Annotated in this window: 25 protein-coding genes and 1 other RNA gene; 18 read left to right on the top strand and 8 right to left on the bottom strand. The window is 61.5% G+C overall.

Features of this window, described 5'->3' with window-relative positions; genetic code table 11:
- Positions 1 to 214: 214 nt before the first annotated feature.
- Positions 215 to 592, top strand: coding sequence for a DoxX family protein (locus GGI60_RS20100; RefSeq protein WP_183918083.1), 378 nt, complete (start codon positions 215 to 217; stop codon positions 590 to 592).
- A gap of 4 nt (positions 593 to 596) precedes the next feature.
- Here GGI60_RS20100 and GGI60_RS20095 read toward each other — a convergent pair whose 3' ends face one another.
- From GGI60_RS20095 to GGI60_RS20085, 3 genes are all read right to left on the bottom strand, one after another.
- Positions 597 to 2708: a mechanosensitive ion channel family protein gene (locus GGI60_RS20095; RefSeq protein WP_183918226.1), complete on the bottom strand. Its 2112-nt coding sequence runs from the start codon at positions 2706 to 2708 to the stop codon at positions 597 to 599.
- 206 nt (positions 2709 to 2914) lie between these two features.
- Positions 2915 to 3946 (bottom strand): phosphogluconate dehydrogenase (NAD(+)-dependent, decarboxylating), encoded by a 1032-nt coding sequence (gene gnd, locus GGI60_RS20090; protein WP_183918082.1) that lies wholly within the window; start codon positions 3944 to 3946, stop codon positions 2915 to 2917.
- Between the two features lie 153 nt (positions 3947 to 4099).
- Entirely contained in the window at positions 4100 to 4582 is a 483-nt protein-coding gene (locus GGI60_RS20085) for an SRPBCC domain-containing protein (protein WP_183918080.1), read from the bottom strand.
- A 55-nt stretch (positions 4583 to 4637) separates the two neighbouring features.
- On the opposite strand from GGI60_RS20085, the gene GGI60_RS20080 reads away from it, so the two are divergent.
- The 3 genes from GGI60_RS20080 to GGI60_RS20070 all read left to right on the top strand — a co-directional run bounded on the left by GGI60_RS20080 (position 4638) and on the right by GGI60_RS20070 (position 6661).
- Positions 4638 to 4973 (top strand): helix-turn-helix transcriptional regulator, encoded by a 336-nt coding sequence (locus GGI60_RS20080; RefSeq protein WP_183918078.1) that lies wholly within the window; start codon positions 4638 to 4640, stop codon positions 4971 to 4973.
- Between the two features lie 70 nt (positions 4974 to 5043).
- Entirely contained in the window at positions 5044 to 5610 is a 567-nt protein-coding gene (locus GGI60_RS20075; protein ID WP_183918076.1) for a helix-turn-helix transcriptional regulator, read from the top strand.
- 67 nt (positions 5611 to 5677) lie between these two features.
- Positions 5678 to 6661, top strand: a complete 984-nt coding sequence (locus GGI60_RS20070) for an NAD-dependent epimerase/dehydratase family protein (RefSeq protein ID WP_183918074.1) — start codon at positions 5678 to 5680, stop codon at positions 6659 to 6661.
- A 242-nt stretch (positions 6662 to 6903) separates the two neighbouring features.
- On the opposite strand, the gene ssrS is transcribed toward GGI60_RS20070, so the two are convergent.
- The 3 genes from ssrS to GGI60_RS20055 form a co-directional block, all read right to left on the bottom strand.
- Positions 6904 to 7062: non-coding RNA, 6S RNA (gene ssrS, locus GGI60_RS20065), on the bottom strand.
- Between the two features lie 69 nt (positions 7063 to 7131).
- A complete protein-coding gene (locus GGI60_RS20060; protein ID WP_183918072.1) occupies positions 7132 to 7509 on the bottom strand; it encodes a cell division protein ZapA in 378 nt (125 codons plus the stop codon).
- Positions 7510 to 7525: 16 nt separating this feature from the next.
- Entirely contained in the window at positions 7526 to 7801 is a 276-nt protein-coding gene (locus tag GGI60_RS20055) for a DUF4164 domain-containing protein (RefSeq protein ID WP_009994078.1), read from the bottom strand.
- A gap of 334 nt (positions 7802 to 8135) precedes the next feature.
- Here GGI60_RS20055 and tkt point away from each other — a divergent pair, with 334 nt between their 5' ends.
- The 8 genes from tkt (at position 8136) to GGI60_RS20015 (ending at position 18155) form a co-directional block, all read left to right on the top strand.
- Entirely contained in the window at positions 8136 to 10109 is a 1974-nt protein-coding gene (gene tkt / locus GGI60_RS20050; protein WP_183918069.1) for a transketolase, read from the top strand.
- Positions 10110 to 10190: 81 nt separating this feature from the next.
- A complete protein-coding gene (gene gap, locus GGI60_RS20045; RefSeq protein WP_183918067.1) occupies positions 10191 to 11201 on the top strand; it encodes a type I glyceraldehyde-3-phosphate dehydrogenase in 1011 nt (336 codons plus the stop codon).
- Positions 11202 to 11347: 146 nt separating this feature from the next.
- On the top strand, positions 11348 to 11662 hold the full coding sequence (locus GGI60_RS20040; protein ID WP_183918065.1) for a hypothetical protein: 315 nt from the start codon (positions 11348 to 11350) through the stop codon (positions 11660 to 11662).
- A gap of 162 nt (positions 11663 to 11824) precedes the next feature.
- Positions 11825 to 12001, top strand: coding sequence for a hypothetical protein (locus GGI60_RS20035; RefSeq protein ID WP_183918063.1), 177 nt, complete (start codon positions 11825 to 11827; stop codon positions 11999 to 12001).
- 381 nt (positions 12002 to 12382) lie between these two features.
- Positions 12383 to 14257, top strand: a complete 1875-nt coding sequence (locus GGI60_RS20030; RefSeq protein WP_183918061.1) for a potassium/proton antiporter — start codon at positions 12383 to 12385, stop codon at positions 14255 to 14257.
- 70 nt (positions 14258 to 14327) lie between these two features.
- The gene (locus GGI60_RS20025) at positions 14328 to 15530 is read left to right on the top strand and encodes a phosphoglycerate kinase (RefSeq protein ID WP_183918059.1); all 1203 of its coding nucleotides are present in this window, start codon (positions 14328 to 14330) and stop codon (positions 15528 to 15530) included.
- A gap of 284 nt (positions 15531 to 15814) precedes the next feature.
- Positions 15815 to 16840 carry a class I fructose-bisphosphate aldolase gene (locus GGI60_RS20020; RefSeq protein ID WP_183918057.1) on the top strand — a complete coding sequence of 342 codons (1026 nt, stop codon included), beginning with the start codon at positions 15815 to 15817 and terminating at the stop codon, positions 16838 to 16840.
- Between the two features lie 391 nt (positions 16841 to 17231).
- Positions 17232 to 18155 (top strand): PhzF family phenazine biosynthesis protein, encoded by a 924-nt coding sequence (locus GGI60_RS20015; RefSeq protein ID WP_183918055.1) that lies wholly within the window; start codon positions 17232 to 17234, stop codon positions 18153 to 18155.
- A 22-nt stretch (positions 18156 to 18177) separates the two neighbouring features.
- Here the strand turns inward: GGI60_RS20015 and GGI60_RS20010 are convergent, their stop codons facing one another.
- Positions 18178 to 18342, bottom strand: a complete 165-nt coding sequence (locus tag GGI60_RS20010) for a hypothetical protein (RefSeq protein ID WP_097664134.1) — start codon at positions 18340 to 18342, stop codon at positions 18178 to 18180.
- 173 nt (positions 18343 to 18515) lie between these two features.
- Here GGI60_RS20010 and GGI60_RS20005 point away from each other — a divergent pair, with 173 nt between their 5' ends.
- The 3 genes from GGI60_RS20005 (at position 18516) to GGI60_RS19995 (ending at position 21048) form a co-directional block, all read left to right on the top strand.
- Entirely contained in the window at positions 18516 to 19796 is a 1281-nt protein-coding gene (locus tag GGI60_RS20005; RefSeq protein ID WP_183918054.1) for an MFS transporter, read from the top strand.
- Between the two features lie 155 nt (positions 19797 to 19951).
- The gene (locus GGI60_RS20000) at positions 19952 to 20143 is read left to right on the top strand and encodes a DUF1192 domain-containing protein (RefSeq protein WP_183841359.1); all 192 of its coding nucleotides are present in this window, start codon (positions 19952 to 19954) and stop codon (positions 20141 to 20143) included.
- A gap of 389 nt (positions 20144 to 20532) precedes the next feature.
- Positions 20533 to 21048, top strand: a complete 516-nt coding sequence (locus GGI60_RS19995; RefSeq protein ID WP_004679442.1) for a DUF1465 family protein — start codon at positions 20533 to 20535, stop codon at positions 21046 to 21048.
- Positions 21049 to 21188: 140 nt separating this feature from the next.
- Here the strand turns inward: GGI60_RS19995 and rpmE are convergent, their stop codons facing one another.
- Complete coding sequence (gene rpmE, locus GGI60_RS19990; protein ID WP_003566413.1) at positions 21189 to 21410, bottom strand: 50S ribosomal protein L31; 222 nt, start codon at positions 21408 to 21410, stop codon at positions 21189 to 21191.
- Positions 21411 to 21601: 191 nt separating this feature from the next.
- Here rpmE and GGI60_RS19985 point away from each other — a divergent pair, with 191 nt between their 5' ends.
- The 3 genes from GGI60_RS19985 to GGI60_RS19975 all read left to right on the top strand — a co-directional run bounded on the left by GGI60_RS19985 (position 21602) and on the right by GGI60_RS19975 (position 24926).
- The gene (locus GGI60_RS19985) at positions 21602 to 23404 is read left to right on the top strand and encodes an ABC transporter transmembrane domain-containing protein (protein ID WP_183918052.1); all 1803 of its coding nucleotides are present in this window, start codon (positions 21602 to 21604) and stop codon (positions 23402 to 23404) included.
- A gap of 140 nt (positions 23405 to 23544) precedes the next feature.
- On the top strand, positions 23545 to 24537 hold the full coding sequence (locus tag GGI60_RS19980) for a Bug family tripartite tricarboxylate transporter substrate binding protein (protein WP_183918050.1): 993 nt from the start codon (positions 23545 to 23547) through the stop codon (positions 24535 to 24537).
- A 200-nt stretch (positions 24538 to 24737) separates the two neighbouring features.
- Entirely contained in the window at positions 24738 to 24926 is a 189-nt protein-coding gene (locus tag GGI60_RS19975) for a YegP family protein (protein WP_097603990.1), read from the top strand.
- The last annotated feature ends 80 nt before the right edge of the window (positions 24927 to 25006 follow it).

Raw genomic sequence — 25006 nt, 5'->3', positions numbered from 1 at the left:
CTCGGCGGGAATCATTTTTCGAAGACGTAACATGACGGGCATATAAGCTCTATGAAGCCATGCCGCCGCTACCCCAGCCGCGCCGCCTGCGCCTCAATTATCCTCAATTGGGGCGAATTTGCGCAGGCAACTGTATTGGTACATTGCATTTTCGTAAGCTTGCGAAGAGTTTGCTGTCATGACCAAGATTTGAGACGCGAGCGAAAGACTGGACATGCAGGATGACTTGGCCTTCCTGATCCTCATCATCGGCAGATTGCTGCTCGGCGGTCTTTTCGTTGCCGGCGGCATCCATCATTTTTTCGTCGTCGTGCCGATTTCCGACGCCATCGAAGCCCGCGGCATACCTTTTGCGAAATGGGTGCTGCTTTCCGGCAGCGCCTTTCAAATTGCTGCCGGCCTCCTGCTGACGCTGGGTTTCTTCGTCGTCGCGGCAGCGTTCGGCCTCATCATCTTCACGCTTGCCGCCTCGGTGATGCTGCTGAATTTCTGGGACATGGAAGGCACAGCCCGCGACAGCGCCATCAACAGCTGGAAAAGCAACATGGCCATTATCGGTGGTCTGCTCACCGCAGCCGCTGCGGCGATGTGAGACGTCAGGTGGCCGGCTCACCGCCGGCCCGCGCATGCGCAGCATAGCGCGCCGCGGCGGCATCCACGTCCACTGCGCGATCGCCGGCCACCTGCACCGTCGGCACGGCGAATTCGATGCCGTTTTCCTTGAAGGCATTGCGGATCATCGCCAGTGCATTGCGGCGGATAACGAACTGTTCGCCAGGCTTCGTCATCATCGACAGGCGGATCTCGATCGCGAATTCACCGAACTGCTCGACGCCTTTCATCTTCAGCGTTTCGATGATGTGCGGGCCGAATTCCGGGTTTTCGAGCAACGTCTGGCCGATCTGCTTGATCACCTTCTTCGCTTTGACGAGATCGGTGTCGTAGGTAACGTTGAGGCTGATCTTGTCGATCGTCCAATCGCGGTTCAGGTTCTTTACCGCGCCAAGTTCGCCAAACGGCACCGTCGTCAGCGGACCGCGATGATGCCGGAGCTTCACCGAGCGCAGGCTGAAGGCCTCGACCACGCCTTTGTGACTGCCGCTTTCGATATATTCGCCGACGCGGAAGGCGTCGTCCCAGAGATAGAACATGCCGCTGATGACGTCCTTGACGATCGTCTGGGCGCCGAAACCCACCGCAACGCCGACGACGCCGGCGCCGGCAATCAATGGCCCGATCTCGATGCCGAGGCCCGAGAGCACCATGAGAACCGCAATGACGGCGATGACCACGGCAAGGATATTGCGGAAGATCGGCAGCAGCGTCTGAAACCGTGCATGTTTGGCCTTCTCCTCGTCCGTCGCGCCGCCGTCCAAGGGCGAGCCGAGCAGCTTGCCGTCGATATAGGCTTTAACGACGTGCCAGAGCAGATCGGCAGCAAGCAGGATGATGATTCCGCCGATGACGCCGCGGGCGATCTTATCGACTATTTTGTCGCCGGCCGCCATTGTGTCGGCGCCGACGCCGAGCAGATGGCCGAGCCAGATGGCCGCGAATCCGATAATCAGCGCCCGCACGCCGCGGTCTAGCAATACGGCCGCAATGCGGCGCGTGGCAAGGAAGCTTGCCTCGGTCTGCTGCAACGATTTCACCGCAATCGTCGAGACGGCGAGCACCCGCGGCAGCATCAGCACATAGATGCCGAGCCAGAGCAGCCAGTTGAACCCCGTGACCCACAGCCCCCAGAGCAATAGGAAATAAATGGTGAGCGCCCAGGAAATCCCATGACCGCGCTTCTCGTCCTTCTGAGGCCGCGACCAGACAGCTTCGATCGCGATCAACAGCAGCCCGATGCCGAGGATGTAGCCAACGAAGAGCCGGGCGCTCGGGGAAAAGCCGAGCGGCTCCATCGACTGGATAGCCGCCCAGCCAAGCATAAAATAAATGACGAAGATCGCAGAGCGGCGATACCAGAAGTGCGCGACGGCGCGTGACGGCATGGTCGGCACGGTCGCGCCTTGCCGCTCTTCCTCGGCCCGCGCCAGCCCGATGAGATCGACCAAGACGCCGCCCAGGCAAATCGTGAAACGCTGGACGATGAGCGCGATGGCGCAGAGGATTGCGACGCTCTGGCTGAGCGGCGGCCAGCTGAGACTGAAAAGCGCGAGCATGGTTGCCGCGGCGAAAATGAGAGCCGGCACGACGCGCGGCGTCAGATGCATGCCCGCCATTTGAGCCAGGCGCCGCCGACGACGGCGGAAGGCATAGCGGGCCATGCTTTCGACGATGGCTCCGAGCAGGAAGATCGCCAGGAATTGCGCGATCATTCGACTCCAGCCGGTGGCGGCGAGCTCACCGAAGAACAGCGAGGACGCATTGCCGATCTGCGAGGGCAAGATCATTGCCGCGTCGGACACCATCGAGACATGCCGGCGGGCATGCTGCAGCAGGCCCGAGAGAACCGACATCTGGTTCTGGGTCGTCGATTCGGCCGCAGAGGGTGCCGCCATCTGCGTCGCCATCCACTGCTTGACCTCCGGTGCCTGCATGAGCTGCATCATCTCACGCACCTGAGCCGGCGGGGTATTTGAAGCCGGCGCCTGCACAGGCGTTTGGGGAAAACCAGGCGAAGCCGCAGAGAAAAGCGCAACGAATGCCAAGATGCCGAATATGGCGGCTTTTAAGCCCGCCGCCGTGCCGCGTCCCATGACCGCCCTCCAATGGAGTGTCGGCCGCTTGGATTGAAGCAGCCCCGACATCTCCCTTTCCGCAATGGATACTCGTGACCGCAGCCGCCAGCAAGGCGGCAGGAAAACCATACCAATGGCTAGTCATGATGCCGAAAAATGTCAGCGATTTTCGGACGACATCATGCTCTAATAGTTAATTTAAAACAGGATTCAGCTGCGGCCCCTTAAGATTTCGGCGCCGCCTTTTCCACGTGGCCGCCGAAGCCGGCGCGCATCGCCGACAGAATCTTGTTGGCGAACTCGTCATTGTCGCGCGAGGCGAAGCGGCCGTAGAGAGCCGCACTCAGCACCGGCGTCGGCACGCTTTCATCGATTGCCGCCATGATCGTCCAGCGCCCCTCGCCGCTATCTGAGACGCGGCCGGCAAACTTCGAAAGTGCCGGATCGGCATGCAGCGCATCGGCGGTGAGATCGAGCAGCCACGAGGTGATGACGCTGCCGCGGCGCCAGACTTCGGCGACATCCTGCAGATTGAAATCGTATTGGAAATGTTCGGGATGGGCGAGCGGCGCGGTCTCCGCATCGGCCTCATGCGAGGCGGCGCCGATATTGGCGTGTTTCAGGATGTTGATGCCCTCGGCATAGGCGGCCATCAGGCCGTATTCGATGCCGTTATGGACCATCTTGACGAAATGGCCGGCGCCATGCGGGCCGCAATGCAGGTAGCCCTGTTCCGCGGTGCTGGCCGCAGCCGCTTCGGCGGTGCGATTGGGCGATGCTTCCGTCTTGCCGACGCCGGGGGCGAGTGTTGCGAAGATTGGCGAAAGATGCGCGACGGCGCTCTTTTCGCCGCCGATCATCAGGCAATAGCCGCGTTCCAGGCCGAAGACGCCGCCGCTAGTGCCGACATCGACATAATGAATGCCTTTGGTGATCAGTTCGGCGCCGCGCCGGATATCGTCGTGATAATAGGAATTGCCGCCGTCGATGACGATATCGCCGTTCTGAAGCAGCGGCACCAGGCTCGAAAGCACCTTATCGACGATCGCCGCCGGTAGCATCAGCCAGATCGCCCTGGGATGCTGCAGCTTCGAGACGAATTCCTCGAGCGACGCGCTTCCGATCGCGCCGAGGCCTGCGAGCTCGGCAACGCTTTCGGGTCTTGCGTCATAGACGACGCATTCGTGACCGCCCCGCATCAGGCGCTGGACCATGTAGTTGCCCATGCGGCCCAAACCAATCATGCCAAGCTGCATATGAATCTCCTGGAAACCGAAATGAAGTATCGACTCCGGAAACTAGCACCCGCAGTGTGACAGGCAAGCGAAGTCTCGGCCGTATCCGTGCCTCCGACGATCGCGCCGCGGCGAGCCGGCGTCGGACCGAAGAGCCCGACGCCGGCTCATTCATCACTCATCGGGCGCGCTGGCCGGTTCACCCTTCATCTCACTGAGGAACATGCCTTCGCGCAGGTTGATACCGTACTCGACGAAGGCCTTCATGCAGCAAAGCATCTGCGTCCAGCCTTCGCAATTGAGATAGGTGCCGCGCCGGCCGGCTTCGTCCTCGCGCCAGCCATTCTCGGCAATCGTCACCAGCGTACCGCCATCCTCCAGCGGTTTGAAATTCATCTCTACCAGCGTCTTGTACCTCGTCTTGTCCTCGCCGGTGCCGCCATCCCACCGGAGCACGATGCGACTTTCCGGCACGAGTTCGACGACCTCGACCGGCGCATCCTTCCACCAGGTTACGGTCGTGCCCTGGACGAGCGGGGCGCTCGCCCCACCGATTGTGGTGAAATAGCTGCTGAGCTTCTTCGGATTGACGACGGCGTCGAACACCTCTGTGACGGGACGGCCGATGCGGCCGGAAATGCGGATTCCGAGTGACATAGCATTGCTCCTCTTCTCCATTGTGTCTGCGCTCATTATGTTATAAAAATATAACATGTCAAGCGAATCAACCGACGATCCTGTTTTCAAGGCATTGGCGCATCATCGCCGCCGCGAGATTCTCGATCTGCTCAAGGATGGCCCCCGCACCACAGGGACCCTTTGCGAGATGTTTCCTGACATGGACCGCTGCACGGTGATGCAGCATCTGAAAGTGCTGGAGGAAGCCGATCTGGTCATCGCCAGGAAGGAGGGGCGCGAACGCTGGAACCACCTGAACAGCCTGCCGATCAAGCAGATCTACGATCGCTGGATCAGCGCCTATGCCGGTCATGCACTGTCGATCCTCGATCGGCTGAGAAGCGATCTCGAAGGCCCGCCGCAACAATGACCGGGGCACCCCACCTTGCCTCCCGGCCGGCCGCAATCCTATGCTGGCCAAAAGACAAGAGGCGGGACAAATGACGATATCGGGGGCCGGCATACGCCGCATGCGGCTGCTGCGCAGCATGAAGCAGCAACACCTCGCCGAACTCCTCGGCGTCAATCAGGCGACCGTCTCGCGCTGGGAGCGAGATCAACTTGCCCTCTCGCCGGAGCAGGCCGTCAAGCTGGAACGAATTTTCGCCTCGCCGCACCATGCCGCAGCCGATGCCGCTTTGAAACGGCTGGTCGAGGATTGCCTCCGGCCTGTGCATCTGATCTGCGACAGTACCCACCGGTTGCTGTCCGCCTCCCGTCCACGGCAGTCGGAATGGCGTGCACCGATCGACGCTTTACTCGGCCGCTCTCTTTTCCCCTACGCTTCCGCCGAGATCGCCGCCGCCGAACAATCGCTGGAGGCCTGCGGCTGGCATGAGGGCAGGCTCATGTCGTTGACATTCGATACCGGCGCCAACGGCAATGCGCGCCTGCCGATTGTCGCCGGCCGCGTCACCTGGGAACGGATCATGCTTTCCGACGGCAGCGCCGGGCGCCTCGTCACCACCGTCGCCGAGCCTGCAGCTTTCCTGCATCCCCATGCATAATTTATGCGTTGTCCGAAAATGCCGGTCTCAATAGCCTCCGCCGCGGAAACGGTCTGGAGAAAATGCGATGACGATACTGGTGACGGGAAGCGCCGGCCATCTCGGCGAGGCGCTGATGCGCGTCCTGAAGGCGCAAAGCCGATCGGCGCGCGGCATCGACATCAAGCCTTCGGATTTCACCGACGCAGTCGGCTCCATCGGCGACCGCGGCTTCGTCCGGCAGGCGATGTCGGGAATCAGCCGCGTCATCCATGCCGCCACGCTGCACAAGCCGCATGTGGCCACTCACGGCAGTCAGGATTTCGTCGACACCAATATCGGCGGCACGCTCAACCTGCTTGAAGAGGCGGCCGCCGCACGCGTTGCAAGTTTCGTCTTCACCAGCACCACCAGCACCTTCGGCGCGGCATTGACGCCGGCCGCCGGCCAACCGGCCGCATGGATCACCGAGGACGTGCTTCCGGTCGCGAGGAACATTTACGGCGTGACCAAACTCGCTGCCGAAAGTATGTGCGAACTCTTCGCTCGCAAATTCGCATTGCCGGTCGCTATTCTGAGGACGTCGCGTTTCTTTCCCGAGAGCGACGACGATCCTGACATTCGCAACGCCTATTCGCCGGCAAATGCCCAGGCCAACGAGTTGCTCCATCGCCGCGTCGATATCGCCGATGTGGTCGGCGCCCATCTCCTCGCCCTCGAAAAGGCGCGTCCGATCGGCTTCAGTCGCTACATCATCTCGGCCACCACGCCGTTTTCACCAGACGATCTCGCCGAGATCAGGCGCGACGCGCCTGCGGCCGTCGAGCGGCTCTTTCCGGGAGTCCGCGGCCTCTATGCCGAACATGGCTGGAAGATGTTCCCGGCGCTCGACCGCGTCTACGTGAACGAGCGCGCACGGCGCGAACTCGGCTGGCAGCCGCGCTATGATTTCCGCTTCGTGCTCGATTGCCTGCGGCAGAAACGCGAATGGCGCAGCCCATTGTCGCTCGAGGTCGGCTCCAAAGGCTATCACGACGAAAATTTCGCCGAAGGGCCCTATCCGGTCGATTAATGCATGTCGCCCGGACTTGTGCAGCTGTTCCGGACAATGACATGCATAAAACAAAGGGCTAAAGCGCATGAATCAAATTTTGATGCGACGCGTTTTAGGGGTGCTGAATCGCAGAAGCGAGAATGCGTCATCCAGATATCACGATACCGTCATAAAGGAGGTAGTCGCACCTGCGCAAAAAAGGCCGACGCACGAGCCGCGTTCGCCTATCGATCTGCTGCCTTTGCCGGCGATGGAGAGAAGTGCGATCCACGACGACCGATGGATGTTTACGATCCTGGGCGCCTACAAACGTAGGTGGGCACCGTGTGTCCAGGCCCACGGGCCTGGCCAGGGACAGCTCCCTTTGGATCGAGTATGGCCCCAGGGATTGTGGTTCCTGTCGAGAGGCGCAGACCGCATCGCGATATATAAGGGCGTTTGCATCGACGCGCCAGTGGCGACGGCAGGCCGGACCGATTTAATTGAAGTCAATTGAGCTCGGGGGCGGAGCGACCGTTTAGCTTGTCGGTGATGCCGCGGATGCGGCTCGACACCTCGCTGAGCGCTGCCGCCAGCGTTTCCTCGGTGCGGGCGGTCGCGGCAAGCACCGTGTCGCGGTTGCCGCGCAGCGACTCGAGCTCGGATTCCAGGCCGGCAACGCGGCGCGTCAGTTCGGCAATTTCGTCCATGATCATGATGCCGGCCATGACGGTGATCCTGAGATCGCCGATCTCACCGAACTGACCCTTGAGATGGCCGACATAGCGATCGAAACGCGTGGCAAGATCAGTCAGATGATCTTCCTGCCCTTCCTCGCATGCCATGCGATAGGCCTTGCCGTCGATCGTTACCGTCACCTGCGCCATGTCATGTTCTTTCTTATCAGCGATCCAGAACCGCGCGGATCGTTTCCATGGCCGTCACCAGCCGCCGCGATACTTCGCGATTGACCTCTTCCAGCCGATTGGCGCGGAATTCGGCCTGGTCGAGCTCCTGCGCCAGCCGGGAGCGGTCAGCATGCACGCGCCGCACCTCGCCCTCGATCTCCCCTTGCTCGCGCTGCCGCTCGATGCGCATGTCGACGGCGTTTTCGAGGCTCGAAATTGCCTGTCTCAGCTCGTTCAGCGCTGCTTCCATGGTTTTGCCTGTGGGCATCATGCCTTTCCGATTCCCGCGCAGGATCCGCGAATCGGCATTCTGCACCGATCCTGTGATTTCAAAAAGGATATGCAGCTCGCCAACGGCCCGTCAATAAATGCCCCTACCCGTCCGCCGGCCTATCTTGTGGATGAGCGTTTTATCGGTGCCTGCAGCATAAAATTTGTCATTTGTATAATCGCGCGAGCAAATGTCAAAAATCGCCGCAGCCCCGCCGGATTCGGCCCGCCATTTATTGACTTGCCCGTTCCAACTGCTATGTCTCTGCCGCTTTCATTCGATGGTCTTGGAGGCTCGAGGCCATCCCCCGACACTCGGAGCTTGCGGAAAAGCCATGACCTCTCCCGAACAAAACGACCGGATGGCGAATGCGATCCGTTTCCTCGCCATGGACGCCGTTGAAAAGGCGAATTCCGGCCACCCGGGCATGCCGATGGGCATGGCTGACGTGGCAACGGTCCTGTTCACCAAATATCTGCGCTTTGATCCGAAGAAGCCACACTGGCCGAACCGTGACCGCTTCGTGCTCTCTGCCGGCCACGGCTCGATGCTCCTCTACTCGCTGCTCTATTTGACCGGCTATCCCGATATGACGGTCGAGGATCTGAAGCAGTTCCGCCAGGTCGGCTCCAAGACCGCCGGCCACCCGGAATACGGCCATGCGACCGGAATCGAAACCACGACCGGCCCGCTCGGCCAGGGCATCGCCAACGCCGTCGGCATGGCGATCGCCGAGCGCAAGCTGCGCGAGGAATTCGGTGCGGACTTGCAGGATCACTATACCTACGTCATCAACGGCGACGGCTGCCTGATGGAAGGAATCAGCCATGAGGCGATCGCGCTTGCCGGCCATCTGAAGCTGAACAAGTTGATCCTCTTCTGGGACAATAACTCGATCACCATCGACGGCGCCGTCTCGCTGTCGGATTCGACCGACCAGATCGCCCGCTTCAAGGCCGTCCACTGGAACACCATCGAGATCGACGGTCACGATCAGGCCGCCATCGCGGATGCGATCGAGGCCGCCCACAAGTCTGATCGCCCGACCTTCATCGCCTGCAAGACGGTCATCGGCTTTGGTGCGCCGAACAAGGCCGGCAGCCACAAGGTTCACGGCAGCCCGCTCGGCGCCGATGAAATCGCCGCCACCCGCAAGGCTCTGAACTGGGATTACGAGCCCTTCGTCGTCCCTTCCGACATTCTCGAGGCATGGCGTTCGGCCGGCACCCGCTGCGACAATATCGTCAAGGCATGGGAAGAAACTCTATCCAGATCGCCGGCCAGAGCGGAATTCTCCCGCCGTATGGCAGGCGACCTGCCGGAAGGTTTCGATGCTGCGATCAGCGCGTATAAGAAGAAGCTCGCCGAGACCAGGCCGACGGTTGCAACCCGCAAGGCATCCGAGGATGCACTCGAAATCATCAACGGCTTCGTGCCGGAAACCCTCGGTGGCTCCGCCGACCTGACGCCGTCGAACAACACCAAGACCAGCCAGATGCACTCGATCACGCCGACGGATTTCGCCGGCCGTTACGTGCATTGGGGCATCCGCGAGCACGGCATGGCGTCCGCCATGAACGGCATCGCGCTGCATGGCGGCCTCATTCCCTATAGCGGCGGCTTCCTGATCTTCTCGGATTATTGCCGCCCGCCGATCCGCCTCGCAGCACTGATGGGCATCCGCGTCATCCACGTCCTGACGCACGACTCGATCGGCGTCGGCGAAGACGGCCCGACGCACCAGCCGGTCGAACAGCTCGCCGGCCTGCGCGCCATCCCGAACCTGCTGGTCTTCCGGCCGGCCGACGCCACGGAAACGGCGGAATGCTGGCAGATCGCCATCAAGACGCACAACCGTCCGTCGGGCCTTGCCCTGACGCGGCAGAACCTCAACCCGGCCCGCACCGAATACAGCGAAAAGAACCTTTGCGAACAGGGCGCTTATACGCTCGCCGGCAATGCCGACGCCAAGGTGACGATCTTCGCCTCCGGCTCGGAAGTCGAAATCGCCGTCGCCGCTCGCGCCGTTCTCGAAGCCAAGGGTGTTTCGGTGCGCGTCGTCTCGGTGCCCTGCACAGAACTGTTCTTCGAGCAGCCGGACGCCTACCGGAAGGATGTTCTCGGCAACTCGCCGGTCAAGATCGCCGTCGAAGCCGCCGTCCGCGAGGGCTGGGACGCCTTCATCGGACCGGAAGGCACTTTCATCGGCATGAAGGGCTTTGGCGCGTCCGGCCCGGTCAAGGACGTTTACAAGCATTTCGGCATCACCGCCGACGCCGTCGTTGCGGCTGCCGAAGCAAAGCTTTAAAGAGGGCGCCTTGAGGCGCTCTCCATCTCCTCAATTCCAGGCCCTCTCCATGGGGCCCTATTCTATCGGGAGTGAATGAACATGACAGTCAAGGTTGCCATCAATGGTTTCGGCCGCATCGGCCGTAACGTCCTTCGCGCTATCGTCGAATCCGGTCGCACCGACATCGAAGTCGTCGCCATCAACGACCTCGGCCCGGTCGAGACCAACGCCCACCTCCTGCGCTACGACTCGATCCACGGCAAGTTCCCGGCAAACGTGAAGGTCGAAGGTGACACGATCACCGTCGGCAACGGCAAGCCGATCAAGGTTACGGCGATCAAGGATCCGGCAACGCTTCCGCACCGCGAACTCGGCGTCGACATTGCCATGGAATGCACGGGCATTTTCACTGCCCGCGACAAGGCCGCCGCTCATCTGACGGCCGGCGCCAAGCGCGTCATCGTCTCGGCCCCTGCCGACGGCGCCGACCTGACCGTCGTTTACGGCGTCAACCATGACCAGCTCACCAAGGAGCACATGGTCATCTCCAACGCCTCCTGCACCACCAACTGCCTGGTGCCGGTCGTCAAGGTTCTCGACGACGCCGTAGGCATCGACCACGGCTTCATGACGACCATCCACTCCTACACCGGCGACCAGCCGACGCTCGACACGATGCACAAGGACCTGTATCGCGCCCGCGCGGCCGCCCTTTCAATGATCCCGACCTCGACCGGCGCAGCCAAGGCCGTCGGCCTCGTGCTGCCGCACCTCAAGGGCAAGCTCGACGGCACCTCGATCCGCGTTCCCACCCCGAACGTTTCGGTCGTCGACTTCAAGTTCGTCTCCAAGAAGGCGACCACGGTCGGCGAAATCAACGAAGCCATCAAGGCCGCCTCCAATGGCGCGCTGAAGGGCATCCTCGGCTACACCGACGAGCCGCTGGTCTCCCGCGACTTCAACCACGACAGCCACTCCTCGATCTTCGCGACCGATCAGACGAAGGTCATGGAAGGCAACTTCGTGCGCGTCCTGTCCTGGTACGACAACGAATGGGGCTTCTCCAGCCGCATGTCCGACACGGCCGTCGCCTTCGCCAAGCTCATCTGAGAGCCTGACGATTGAATCTTCGAAAGCGGCCCGGGAAACCGGGCCGTTTTGTTATAGGCCTCACGCCAGATCGGTTCGAAACCGGCGACGGCGCCGTTGATAGCCCTGCAGCCGCATCGCGTCCCTGGGCAGATAAAGAGAGATGGATGGATTACTTTACCGTTGAAATCGCCGGCCGTGCCGTTGCCAGCTTTCGTTCGAAAAACCATGAAGAAGCCACGCATTTCTTCGAGGCGGAAGATTTTCGCGACGACCTGACCGTTCTGAAATCCGAAGGCAAGCCCCTGTGGGACCGCAAGGCGACGCTCAGCCTGCGCAAGGCGACCGCCGAGGAAGCCAGCGAAGTCGAGCACGCCTATGAATTCGACGACGATCCGCAAAGGACCATCGACGACGAATTCGTCGTTTTCCTGGTTCCGGTCGAGGATCTGACCGACGACGGCGAGGACCCCCAAGACTGACAGTCCATCTGCATCATCTTCCTTTTTGGAAGCGCCTCCGAGCGATGGAATCCGTATGCCGCAACGAATGGAATCACGATTGGCAATCCGCTGGCCAAGCGTGATAGATTGGGAAATGCATAACGCTGCACAACGGCTGAAATGATCCAGCGGAGGCGATAAATGGCAGAGGCGCACAAACGCTTGTCCCACACCACCCTCAAGCGGCGGCAGCGGTTTCACCCGAAGCGGGACGTCAGACCTGCCGTGCTGGCAAAGGCTGATCGTCTGGTCATCCGGGTTGCCGCGGTCATCGGTGTTTCGTTTCTCGCCGTGATCATACTTCAGGCAGTGTTGTGAGAGCACTCGCCCAATCCGCGGCTGCGATCCCTTCTTCCCGTTACCAAGCGAAACGGGCCGCGTTGGACGCAGGAGCGGGCCTTATCCTGCCGCAGTTTATCGGCAGGAAAAATTGATCTCCGTGCCTTTCGCCCTGCTCTTGCCTGATTTGATTATACATTCTTTGTAGAGAGTTTCTCCCGTAGCATTTCCGTGTCGGTGGCCGTCCGGCAGCCGTTCAGCAGCATGATGCAGCACGAGACGAGGTTAAGCCGCAAGGCCTACCCTTCTCTGCCGTTTTGCCGTTTACTGATGCATCGACGCGCGTAGTGGAGGGGTTGAGACAAGGCAGATCGGCCGGGGGTGGCCGCATCTGCAAGCATTCGATGGAAAGGGGTGGGCATGGAAGCGTTCTATATCGTAGTGCTGGTTGCGACGGCGCTCGTGCTTCTTGCCGCTTTTTCGAGCCTGCTCGCCTTCCGCTTCGGCGCCCCGTTGCTGCTGCTGTTTCTGATGATCGGCCTTGCCGCCGGCGTCGACGGCCTCGGCATCGAATTCAGCAACAACTATCTGGCCTATATTCTCGGCTCCATCGCGCTGGCCGTCATCCTGTTCGATTCCGGCTTCGGCACGCCGATGCAGGCCTTCCGGCTGGCAGCCGTGCCCTCTCTCACGCTCGCCTCCGTGGGCGTGCTGATCACCGCCTCGCTCTTTGCCTTCGCCGCCATGTGGCTTTTGAACTTCACTTGGCTCGAAGGTCTGCTGCTCGGCTCGATCGTGGCGTCGACGGATGCCGCCGCCGTCTTCTTCCTCTTGCGCATCGGCGGCATCAATATTCGCGACAAGGTGCGCTCGACGCTCGAAGTCGAATCCGGCACCAACGACCCGATGGCGATCTTCCTCACCATTGCTCTCGTCGAAGTCCTGGCGAGTGGCGAGCGTTACGCCGGCATCAACATCGGCATGCTCGCCATGTTTGTGCAGCAGATGGGCCTCGGGGTCATCCTCGGCCTGCTCGGCGGGATGATGATCGTGCTGATTGTCAGCAAACTCGACACCGACCGCGGCCTGACCCCGATCTTCGTGCTGGCTCTCGCCCTGCTCGTCTTCTCCTTCGCCGGCGCGGTCGGCGGCAGCGGCTTCCTCGCCGTCTATGTTGCCGGTATCTATGCCGGAAACCGCAAGATGCAGGCGATCGGCACCATCAAACGCTTCCAGGACGGCATGACGTGGCTGGCGCAGATCATCATGTTCCTGGTGCTCGGCCTGCTCGCCACCCCGTCGCAATTCCCCGTCATCATCGTGCCCGCCATCCTGCTCGCCTTCTTCCTGATCTTTGTCGCCCGGCCGCTGGCGATCTGGCTGTCGCTGCTTCCCTTCGATTACACGCAGCAGGAAATCGGCTTCGTCGCCTGGGTCGGCCTGCGCGGCGCCGTCTCCATCCTGCTTGCCATCATGCCGATCCTCGGCGGGCTGGAGAACGGCCAGCTCTATTTCAATACCGCCTTCATCATCGTGCTAGTCTCTCTGCTCGTCCAGGGCTGGACGATCAAGCCCGTCGCCAAGAAGCTCGGCCTCATCATTCCGCCGCGCATCGGCGCCGTCGACAAGGTCGAGGTCGACCTGCCGGGCGCCGCCAACCACGAACTGCTCTCCTATCGCGTCATCAAGGATAGTCCGGTGCTGCGAGGCGAGCGCATCCCGCGTTGGGCGACGCCCTCGCTCGTCATCCGCGACGGCAAGTCGATGCGTTATCAATATGCCGGGCGCCTGCGCGAAAACGATCTCGTCTACCTCTTCATCGTGCCAAGCTACTCCCGCCTGCTCGACCGGCTCTTCGCCAGCCGTGCGCCCGTGGACGAAGACGATGCAGAATTCTTCGGCGCCTTCGCGCTCTCGCCTGCCCGCCCCGCCGCCGATCTTGACGCCGCTTACGGTCCCGGCCTGCTCAACGAGTCCGAAAAAGGCCTGACGATCGCCGAATTGATGCGGCAGCGCCTCGGCGGCAAGGCCGATTATGCCGACCGCGTCCGCCTCGGCTCGATCATTCTCATCGTCCGCGATCTCGACGAACACGACCACGTCACCTCCGTCGGCATGTCGCTCGAAGCGGTCGAACCGGCAATCACCCTGCCGATCTTCATCAATCTCAAGGACATCATTCAGCGCATCCGCGAGCGACTGAAGGGACGCCGGAATCGCGAAGCGGCGGCCTCCGAAGGCTCGCCGAAAGCATCGGCAGGAGGCGACGAAGCCAGACGCGAAAACGGCCGTTGAACGCCTTGCGTCTCGAATGATCCTTGCTATGGTCGGCGCAACTTCCGCCAACCAAGACTGGATCCTCCCCATGCCTGCTTTCAAGACCCTCGACGATCTCACCGACATCAGCGGCAAGCGCGTTCTCGTCCGCGTCGACCTCAACGTTCCGGTCAAGGATGGCAAGGTCACCGATACGACGCGCATCGAGCGTGTGGCGCCGACGATCCTCGAATTGTCCGACAAGGGCGCCAAGGTGATCCTCCTTGCCCATTTCGGCCGGCCGAAGGACGGTCCTTCGCCGGATCTGTCGCTGTCGCTGATCGCCCCTTCCGTCGAGGAAGTGCTCGACCACGCTGTGGCGACGGCTTCTGACTGCATTGGCGAGACTGCCGCTTCCGCCGTCGCCGCGATGAACGACGGTGATATCCTGCTTCTGGAAAACACCCGCTTTCACAAGGGCGAGGAAAAGAACGACCCCGTCTTTACCAAGGCGCTTGCCGCCAACGGCGATATTTATGTCAACGACGCCTTCTCCGCCGCCCACCGCGCCCATGCCTCGACCGAGGGCATTGCCCATCACCTGCCGGCCTATGCCGGCCGCACCATGCAGGCCGAGCTGGAAGCGTTGGAAAAGGGCCTCGGCGCCCCTGCCCGCCCGGTGGTCGCAATTGTCGGCGGCGCCAAGGTTTCGACCAAGATCGACCTCCTGATGAATCTCGTGAAGAAGGTCGATGCCCTCGTCATCGGCGGCGGCATGGCCAACACCTTCATCGCCGCGCGCGGCACGAATGTCGGCAAGTCGCTCTGCGAGCATGACCTCGCCGATACCGCCAAGCAGATCATGATCGAGGCCGCGACATCAGGCTGCGCCATCATCCTGCCGGAAGACGGCGTCATTGCCCGCGAATTCAAGGCGGGTGCGGAAAACGAGACGGTCGACATCAACGCCATTCCCGCCGATGCCATGGTGCTCGACGTCGGCCCGAGATCGGTCGAGGCCATCAACGCCTGGATCAAGCGCGCCGCAACGCTCGTCTGGAACGGTCCGCTCGGCGCCTTCGAAATCGAGCCCTTCGATACCGCAACGGTCGCTGCCGCGAAATACGCCGCCGAGCGCACGGCAGCCGGCAAGCTCACCTCGGTTGCCGGCGGCGGCGACACCGTCTCGGCGCTCAACCATGCGGGCGTTGCCGACGATTTCACCTATGTCTCGACCGCCGGCGGCGCCTTCCTCGAATGGATGGAAGGCAAGGAACTTCCCGGCGTCGCCGTCCTCAACGCTGCCAGATAGAAAGAGCGCCTCGGGGGAAAAAACGCATTCGGCGTCGCATCTTGCAATAGTCGGTGCGGCGCCGCAAAACGCGATTTTGCAGGTTTTACATGTGGATAGACCGCAGTGGCGAGACGCCTTCCGCGGTCTTTTGCTCAAGGGACGAAAAAAATCTCATTTTTTCAAACGATTGAACTGATTTCAATCGTTTCAGTGACTTAGCCTTCCATTTTCCTCACTATAAACTTCTGTTATCGCCGTCCTATATTCTTAAACCGCCGATGTTAACGCTGTGGAGAGATCGAATGAGCGAACGACTGGAAGACATTGCAGTGCAGATGGTTGCAGGTGGCCGGGGACTGCTTGCGGCTGACGAATCGACCTCCACCATCAAGAAGCGTTTCGACACGATCAACCTCGAATCGACCGAAACCAGCCGTCGCGACTACCGCGAGATGCTCTTCCGCTCCGACGAGGCGATGAAGAAATATATCTCCGGCGTCATTCTTTTCGAAGAGACGCTCTACCAGAAGGCCGTCGACGGCACGCCTTTCGTCGACATCATCCGCGCTGCCGGTTCGATTCCCGGCATCAAGGTCGATATCGGCGCCAAGCCGATGGCCAAATTTCCCGGCGAAACCATCACCGAAGGCCTCGATGGCCTCGGCGAGCGCCTTGCCCGCTATTATGAAGCCGGCGCCCGTTTCGCCAAGTGGCGCGGCGTCATCGCCATCTCGTCCTCGCTGCCGACCCGCGGCTCGGTCCGTGCCAACGCTCACGCGCTCGCCCGCTATGCGGCTCTCTGCCAGGAAGCCAAGATCGTGCCGATCGTCGAGCCGGAATGCCTGATGGACGGCAAGCCGGGCGACCATAACATCGACCGCTGCGCCGAAGTCACCGAAGCCACGCTGCGGATCGTCTTCGAGGAATTGGCCGAAGCCCGCGTCAGCCTCGAAGGCATGATCCTGAAGCCGAACATGGTGATCGACGGCAAGAACGCCCGCAAGGCTTCGGTCGAAGAAGTTGCCGAACGCACCGTCAAGGTTCTGAAGGCGACCGTTCCCTCTGCCGTTCCCGGCATCGCCTTCCTCTCCGGCGGCCAGACGACCGAAGAGGCGACCGCCCATCTTTCCGCCATCAATGCCACCGGCGACCTGCCCTGGCTTGTCACCTTCTCCTACGGCCGCGCCCTGCAGGACAGCGCCCTCAAGGCCTGGAACGGCAAGCCTGAAAACGTCGCCGCCGGCCAGCGCGAATTCACCCACCGCGCCGAGATGAACAGCCTCGCCGCCAAGGGCAGCTGGAAGAAGGATTTGGAAAAGGCCGCCTGATTTTTGGACTTGGGATTGGGTGGGGGCGGCAATCACAACGGTGCCGCTCCCGCTAATCCCCTCGGCCTCCCTCATTCCTGTGCTCGTCACAGGAACCCAGTGCGCCCAGGTCCATTGGGCGCGAAAGACTCTTTTCCCTGAAATATTGATTCACTCACGGTGCGGACGCGCCATAGCTGGATTCCTGTGACATCCCTTGGGCGAAGCCCTGAAGAGCACAGGAATGAGGGGCTGGAGAGACGCGCTCCTCCCCATTGCCACCGGCGAAGTTGCGTGGACAATAAGTTCGGCGCGTAAGACGCTCCGCTCTCATTGTCACGGCGACAAGAAACCGCTTCATTCCCTAAAAAACCATGCTTACTCATGACGGCCTGCCACAACAGGAGCCGCCATGAACACCATCTCCTACGTCACCGTCGACGTCTTCACCTCCACCCGCTTCGAGGGCAATCCGCTTGCTGTCATTTCCGATGCCCGGGGCTTGAGCGATGCGGCGATGCAGAAGATCGCCACCGAGTTCAACTATTCCGAAGTCACCTTCGTTCTGCCGCCCGAAGACGATCGGAATTCCGCCGGCGTGCGCATCTTCACCCCGACGATGGAGATCCCTTTCGCCGGCCATCCGAATGTCGGCACCGCCTACGTGCTCGGCCAGCAGGCCGAGATCTTCGGCAAGCCGGTCGGCGACAGGCTGCGCTTCGAGGAAAAGGCCGGCATCGTCGAAGTCGACCTGAAACGCAACGGCGGACAGATCGAGGCCACCGCCATCCGCGCGCCGCAGCCGCTGACGATCGGCGACACCATTGCCGAGGAAACCGTCGCCCGTTGCATCTCGCTCGATCCGGGCCTCATCATCACCACCACCCACGCGCCGGTCTTTGCCTCCGTCGGCCTGAACTTCGCCGTCGCCGAATTGAACGGGCTCGAAACCCTCGCCGCCGCTCGCCCGAACCTCGCCGGCTTCCAGGTAGCCGCAGGCCGCCAGACGACGAGCGGCCACGATTTCTCGCTCTTTGTCTATGCCAGGTCGGCCGAGAATCCGTGGAACATTCGCGCCCGCATGTTTGCCCCCCTCGATAACGTGCCCGAGGATCCGGCGACCGGCAGCGCTTCGGCAGCACTCGGCGCCTATCTTGTCTCGCTTGCGCCGGACGCCGATATGGACGTCCGCATCATCATCGAACAAGGCGTTGAAATGGGCCGCCGCAGTATCATTGCCCTCGATGTCGTGAAATCCGGCGGGATCGTCACCGATGTCGTCATCTCGGGACGCTGCGTTTCCGTCATGCGCGGAGAAATCATCCTGCGGGACTGACGATCCTGGAGGACGTGCGGGCTTACATCAGGAAGTCGCGCGATAAGAGCGCCACGGCCCAGACACCGAAGGCGATGAGCGCGATCTTCCAGAAATCCATGCGCCGCCGGAGGCCGGGGAGCCCGAGCGGCTTGATCACCTGTATCGCCATGGCAAGCATGAGCAGCAAGGCTATCAGCTTTGTCATGCTTTATTTTTTCCATTTTTCGGAATGTCACAGGACGGACATTTTTCCGCGCGAACAAGAGCATCTCGACACGCCGTAAAGATATTCCGGGGCACAATCAATCATCTTGAGGCTGGCCAGGCGCATGTCTTGCCTTATGTCCGTTTACAATCGCTGAGACCGAGTCTGGGGAAATGAAGAGAAATCTGCTGTCCGTCGCCGCGTTGCTCTTTGGCACGCTCTTCCTTTTCATGGGCAACGGCCTGCAGGGCATCCTGCTTCCCGTGCGCGGCAATCTCGAAGGCTACGCCACCACGACGCTCGGCCTGCTCGGCACCTCATGGGCCGGAGGCTTCGTCATCGGCTGCCTGGTGGCGCCGAAACTGGTGCGCCGCGTCGGTCATGTCAGAGCCTTCTCCGGCTTCATCTCGATCATCGCCATCATCGCGCTCGTCAGCGGCATCATCATCGATCCCATCTGGTGGGTGGTCCTGCGCGCCGTCACCGGCTTCTCCACTGCCGGCACGTCGATGATCATCGAAAGCTGGCTGAACGAGCGCGCCAGCAATGAAAGCCGCGGTGCGATCTTCTCGCTCTATATCGGCATCACACTGCTCGGCGTCGTCGGCGGCCAGATGATGATCCCGCTCGAGGATGTGCGCACGCCGGTACTGTTCATGATCTGCGGCATCTTCTATTGCATCGCCATGCTGCCGACGACGCTTTCGACCGCCGCCTCGCCGCAGCCGCTGAAGGCCGTGCGTCTCGACCTGCCGGCGCTCTACCGCAATTCGCCCGTCTCCTGCCTCGGCATCCTGCTCGTCGGCATCGCCAACGGCGCCTACGGCACGTTAGGAGCCGTCTTCGGCGCCGGCGCCGGCCTTTCCGACACCAGCATCGCCGTTATGATGAGCGCCACCATCTTCGCCGGCGCCATGATGCAGTTGCCGGCCGGCCGACTGTCTGATCGTATCGACCGGCGCTACGTGCTCGCCGCCATGTCGGCGATCGCCGCCCTCGCCGGCCTGCTGATCTTCATGCTCCACCCGACATCGCCCGCCTTGCTGATCGGTTTGGTTGTCCTTTACGGCGCGGTGGCCAATACGCTCTACCCGATCGCGGTCGCTCACGCCAACGACTTCGCGGCATCGGAGGATTTCGTCAAGGTCTCCGGCGGCCTGCTGCTCCTCTACGGCATCGGCACGGTCATCGGCCCAACGCTCGGCGGCCCCGTCATGTCGGCGATCACCCCGCATGCGCTTTTCCTGGTCACCGCGGTCGCCCATGTGCTGATCACCGGTTATGCCATTATAAGAAGCCGCATCCGCGCCGCCGTCCCGGCCAGCGATCGCGACGCCTATACGACGATCCCGACCGGCACTTCGCCGATGCTGACGCCGGAAAGCATGTCGCTTGCCGATCGCGGCACCGGCAAGTCTCCCGAAAGCGGCGATCCTGCTGTAAAGTTCGGATAGAGCGTCCCGCAGAACTGCGCTGCGGTTTTTTCCGTAACTCATGAACGGGAAGCTCAGGACGAGGGTGGGTTTAGGCCGGATCGGCCTATATTCTTCCTTCCGCATCGCCCGTATTTTTCGCCATCATGCTGCCTGCAGCAAAAGGAGGAGAACCGATGAGCTTTATCGATGACGACCGGCCGCAGAAGAAAACCGCCCACGAGATCGGCGCCGATCTCTCCATGCTTTCTGTGGACGAGCTGAAGGCTCGAGTGGAGTTGCTGAAGACCGAGATCACCCGCCTGGAAGCCGAGGCCGCCCGCAAGGCCTCCGGACGACAGGCGGCGGAAAGCTTCTTCCGATCGTGACTGGCAAAAACCTCAAAAACAAGACCATGGCAGGCAAAACGAGCCAGCCTCAAGTCTTAATTCAGCACAATGTTAATAAAATATTAAGCTTTATAAGGTATTACTATATTCATCCAGATTTCCTCTGGGTCTCAGACAGTTTTCCACGCGGTGAATTGGTCTGATTTTTCTCCCTGTTTTACCTTGAGAGCCGCTTTTGCGGCTCTTCTTTTTGCTGCGTCCAGCGCGTTTTCCATGAAACTGTGGAGATTAACCCTTTCTTAAGAAACGGCTTGCGCATTTGCGCTAATGATACCATCTTAAAGTCATAAAAACCGGCTCGGGAAACTTCTCCGTCGGCGCCGGCGTTACCTGACCATAAGTAGCTGCGTGCAACAGGGACTATTGCGATGTCGGAAGTTGGATTGAACACGATCAGTTTTGCAGGCCGCGCGGCTGCATCCTCGCAGTTCAAGGCGCTTTATGCCGAAGGCATGTCGCTGGTCGAGGAGACCGCCGCCTATCTCGACGGCCAGGGCCGCGCAGCCTCCAAGGTCCTGCCGCGCATGGCTTCCGTCCTCTACGCCGCGGAATCGATGCGGCTGACCACCCGCCTGATGCAGATGGCTTCCTGGCTGCTGCTGCAGCGCGCCGTCAACAACGGCGAAATGTCCCGCGATCAGGTCCTGGCCGAGAAGAACAAGGTCCGCCTGGACGGCTTCAACGTCGACCGCGCCGCACCGGGCTGGGGCGATCTGCCGGAATCCTTCCGCGATCTCGTCGAGCGCTCGCTACGCCTGCAGAACCGCATCGCCCTGCTTGATCGCGAAATCTATCGCCCGGCCGAAGCCGTCATCGTTCACGACAATCAGAACAGCGTGCAGGCCCAGCTTTCCCTGCTGCAGACGGCCTTCGGCAACAACTGACCGATCTGACAAATTCCGTTTGAACCGGCTGCGCATTGCGCGGCCGGTTTTTCATTTGCTGCGCTACCGCGCCAGCCTGCGAACGCAAAAAAGCCCGGCAGAACCGGGCCTTTTTTTCAAATTCCGTTGAGCAGAGGCGATTAGAGGCCGAGGCCGCCGAAACGCTTGTTGAACTTGGAAACGCGGCCACCGCGGTCCATCAGCTGCTGGTTGCCGCCGGTCCAGGCCGGATGCGATTTGGAATCGATTTCGAGGTTCATGACAGCACCTTCCGAACCCCAGGTCGAGCGGGTTTCGTATTCGGTGCCATCGGTCATGACTACCTTGATCATGTGATAGTCGGGATGGATGCCTGCCTTCATAACAATCTTCCTGCGATACCGGAGTTCAATTTGCCGCATGCAGTTGCGGCCACCGAACCGATTGAATAAATGAAGCCGCAGTCGTGATGGCTACGGCTTCCCATTAGGATGGCGTGCCTATACATGAAGGACGCCGGGATAACAAGAGCCAACAGGCCGCATTAGCGGGTCCTCAGGCGATCGGAGATGATTTGGCAGAACAGGGACGGGCTGAAGAAAACAAAAGGCGGTCGTTGCGGCCGCTCGGCAGACTGACGCCTTATCTCATGCGCTATCGCGGCCTGGTGGCCGGGGCGCTGATTTCGCTGACGCTTGCTGCCGTCACCTCGCTGGCGCTGCCGCTCGCCGTGCGCCGCATGATCGATCACGGCTTCACCCAGTCGGACGGCCGCTTCATCAACAGCTACTTCGCCATGCTGATGGTCATGGCCATCGTGCTCGCGATCGCCAGCGCGCTGCGCTATTATTTCGTCATTACCATCGGCGAACGCATCGTTGCCGATCTTCGCCGTGATGTCTTTGCCCATGTGACGCGGCTGTCGCCCTCCTTCTTCGACGTCAATCAGTCCGGCGAAATCATCTCGCGTCTGACGGCCGATACGACGCAGATCAAGTCTGCCGTCGGCGCCACTGCTTCCGTGGCGCTCAGGAACCTCATCCTCTGTCTCGGCGCCATAGGCATGATGGTCGTCACCTCGCCGAAGCTTTCCAGCCTCGTCATCGGGGCGATCCCGCTGATCGTCTTCCCGCTCGTTGCCTTCGGCCGCTCGGTGCGCAGGCGCTCCCGCGCCGCGCAGGACACGCTTGCCGAAGCGTCCGCCTTTGCCAACGAGACGATCGCCGCAACCCGCACGGTCCAGGCCTTCAACGGCGAAGATGCCGCAGCGACGCGCTACGGCGGCGCCGTTGAATCCGCCTATGAGGCCGCCCGCGCCGCCATCCGCTCGCGCGCCTTGCTGACCGGCATAGCCATCACGCTGATCTTCGGCAGCGTCGTCGCCGTGCTCTGGGTCGGCGCCCACAGCGTGCTTGCCGGCACGCTTTCGGCCGGCACGCTCGGTCAGTTCCTGCTCTATGCCGTGATTTCGGCCGGATCGCTTGGCGCACTGTCGGAGGTCTGGGGCGAACTCTCGCAGGCGGCCGGCGCTGCCGACCGTCTGACCGAGCTTCTCGACGAGGTCTCGCCGATCGCCGCCCCTGCCAGCCCCGAAGCCCTGCCCTCGCCCAGCCGCGGCCGCGTCGAATTTTCCAACGTGCATTTCGCCTATCCCTCACGTCCCGGCAAATCGGCGCTGCATGGCTTGAACTTCGCCATCGCACCGGGCGAAACCGTCGCCATCGTCGGCCCCTCCGGTGCCGGCAAGAGCACCGTCTTTTCGCTGCTGCTACGCTTCTACGATCCGCAACAGGGCAGCGTGACGATCGACGGTGTCGACGCCCGGCTGACGACACCGGACGAGTTGCGCCGGCGCATTGCCATCGTGCCGCAGGATGTCACCATCTTTGCCGCTTCGATCCATGACAACATCGCCTTCGGCCGCCCCGGTGCCTCGCGTGAGGAGGTCCGCGCCGCAGCGCTTGCCGCCCAGGCCGACGAGTTCATCGCCCGGCTGGAAAGCGGCTATGAGACCGAGGTCGGCGAACGCGGCGTCACCCTCTCGGGCGGCCAGCGGCAGCGCATCGCCATTGCTCGCGCCATCCTGAAGAACGCGCCCGTATTGCTGCTCGACGAGGCGACGTCTGCCCTTGACGCCGAAAGCGAGACCCTGGTGCAGAAGGCGCTCGACGGCTTGGTCGACGGCCGCACGACGCTCGTCATCGCCCATCGCCTCGCCACCGTCCTGAAGGCCGACCGCATCCTCGTCATGGATCAGGGCCGCGTCGTCGAGGAGGGCACGCATCAGAGCCTCATCCGCCACGGCGGCATCTATGCGCGCCTCGCCCGGCTGCAGTTCGACGCCGCCAACGAGGACGTACTCGCTTCCGCGAAATGACCGGCATCCGCTTTTCCCAGGACAGCAACTAAAGTCTGACCTCTCCTACACTTTCTCGCGGTTGTCTTTCCCGCCTCCTGCCCTACCCTCTTCATTCCCCGGGTAGGGGGTTGCTGTTGAAATCGTGGGAGGAGATAGGAATGGCGCTTTCCAACATGACGCGACGCACGGGCCTTGCGCTCGTTTTCGGCCTGGCTGCGACGCTCGGTCTCGGCACGGCTTCCGTTGCCGCGGATTTTCCGGATCGTGCGATCACCATGGTCGTGCCCTTCGCCGCCGGCGGCTCGACCGATGTCGTCGCCCGCATCGTCGCGCAGAAGATGTCGGAAGATCTCGGCCAGCAGGTGATCGTCCAGAACGTCGCCGGCGCCGGCGGCAATCTCGGCGCCGGCAACGTCGCCCGCGCCGACCCCGACGGCTACACCATCCTGATGGGCACGGTCGCGACCCACGCCCTCAATCCGCTGATCCTCAAATCGACCCCCTATGATCCCGAGAAGGATTTCGCGCCGATCTCGCTGCTCGTCGTCGTGCCGAACGTGCTGGTCGTCAATCCGGAATTGCCGGTAAAGACAGTGCCGGAATTGATCACGCTGCTGAAGGCGGAACCCGACAAATACAGTTACGCTTCGTCAGGCAACGGCACGCCGCTGCATCTTTCCGGCGAACTCTTCAAATCCATGGCCGGCGTCAGCATGCAGCATATCCCCTATAAGGGCGCCGGCCCGGCTTTGAACGATGTCATCGGCAACCAGGTGCCGATCATGTTCGACAACCTGCCCTCCTCATCTAGCCACATCAAGGGGGGCACGCTGAGGGCGCTGGCAGTGACGACGGCTGAGCGCGCACCCTCCTTCCCCGACGTGCCGACGGTCGCGGAATCCGGCATTCCAGGTTATGAGACCTATACCTGGAACGCACTCTTCGCGCCGGCAAAGACGCCGAACGAGGTGGTAATGCGCCTCAATGCCGCAGCCAAGAAGGCGCTCGCCGACCCCGCCGTTGCCGAGCGGATGAAGGAGTTCAGCGCCACCATTGTCGGCTCGACCCCGGAGGAACTCGCAGCGCATGTGAAAGCCGAGCTCGCCAAATGGGGGCCGGTCGTCAGGGACGCGAACATCCAGATGGAATGACGGCGGCATCCTACCGGATATCCATCCGCTTGCGCCCAAGGGATTGGTGACGATGGGACGCGGCAAGCCGCGTCCACAGGATGACTCGATCACACCAGGAGAGGCTTAGGCATCTCAATTCCCAAGGTAGTGGAAAAGCTCGCCATTTTGATCTAGCCTCTCAATGCTGATGGTACAATTCAGCGTTTCGGGAGACATCCATGTACAAATTCGAAGTTTACAAGGATAAATCAGGCGAATTCCGCTTCCGCTTCAAGGCATCGAACGGGGAAACCATGTTCCTGTCCGAAGGCTACAAGGCGAAGGCCTCGGCCATGAGTGCCATCGAATCCATCAAGAAGAACTCGCCCGGCGCCGATGTCGTCGATCAGACGAAGGCAGAAGCCTGAGCACCACGGCACGGGCGGCGTGAGCGCCGCCCTGCTTTCATTCACGCCTTGGGCGGCGCTGGCGCCCTCTGAGCTTGGCT

This window comes from Rhizobium lentis (genome assembly GCF_014200175.1).
Lineage (GTDB): Bacteria > Pseudomonadota > Alphaproteobacteria > Rhizobiales > Rhizobiaceae > Rhizobium > Rhizobium mulingense.
Note: the sequence above shows the minus strand (reverse complement) of the source record. Positions and strands in the feature narration are given on the sequence as shown.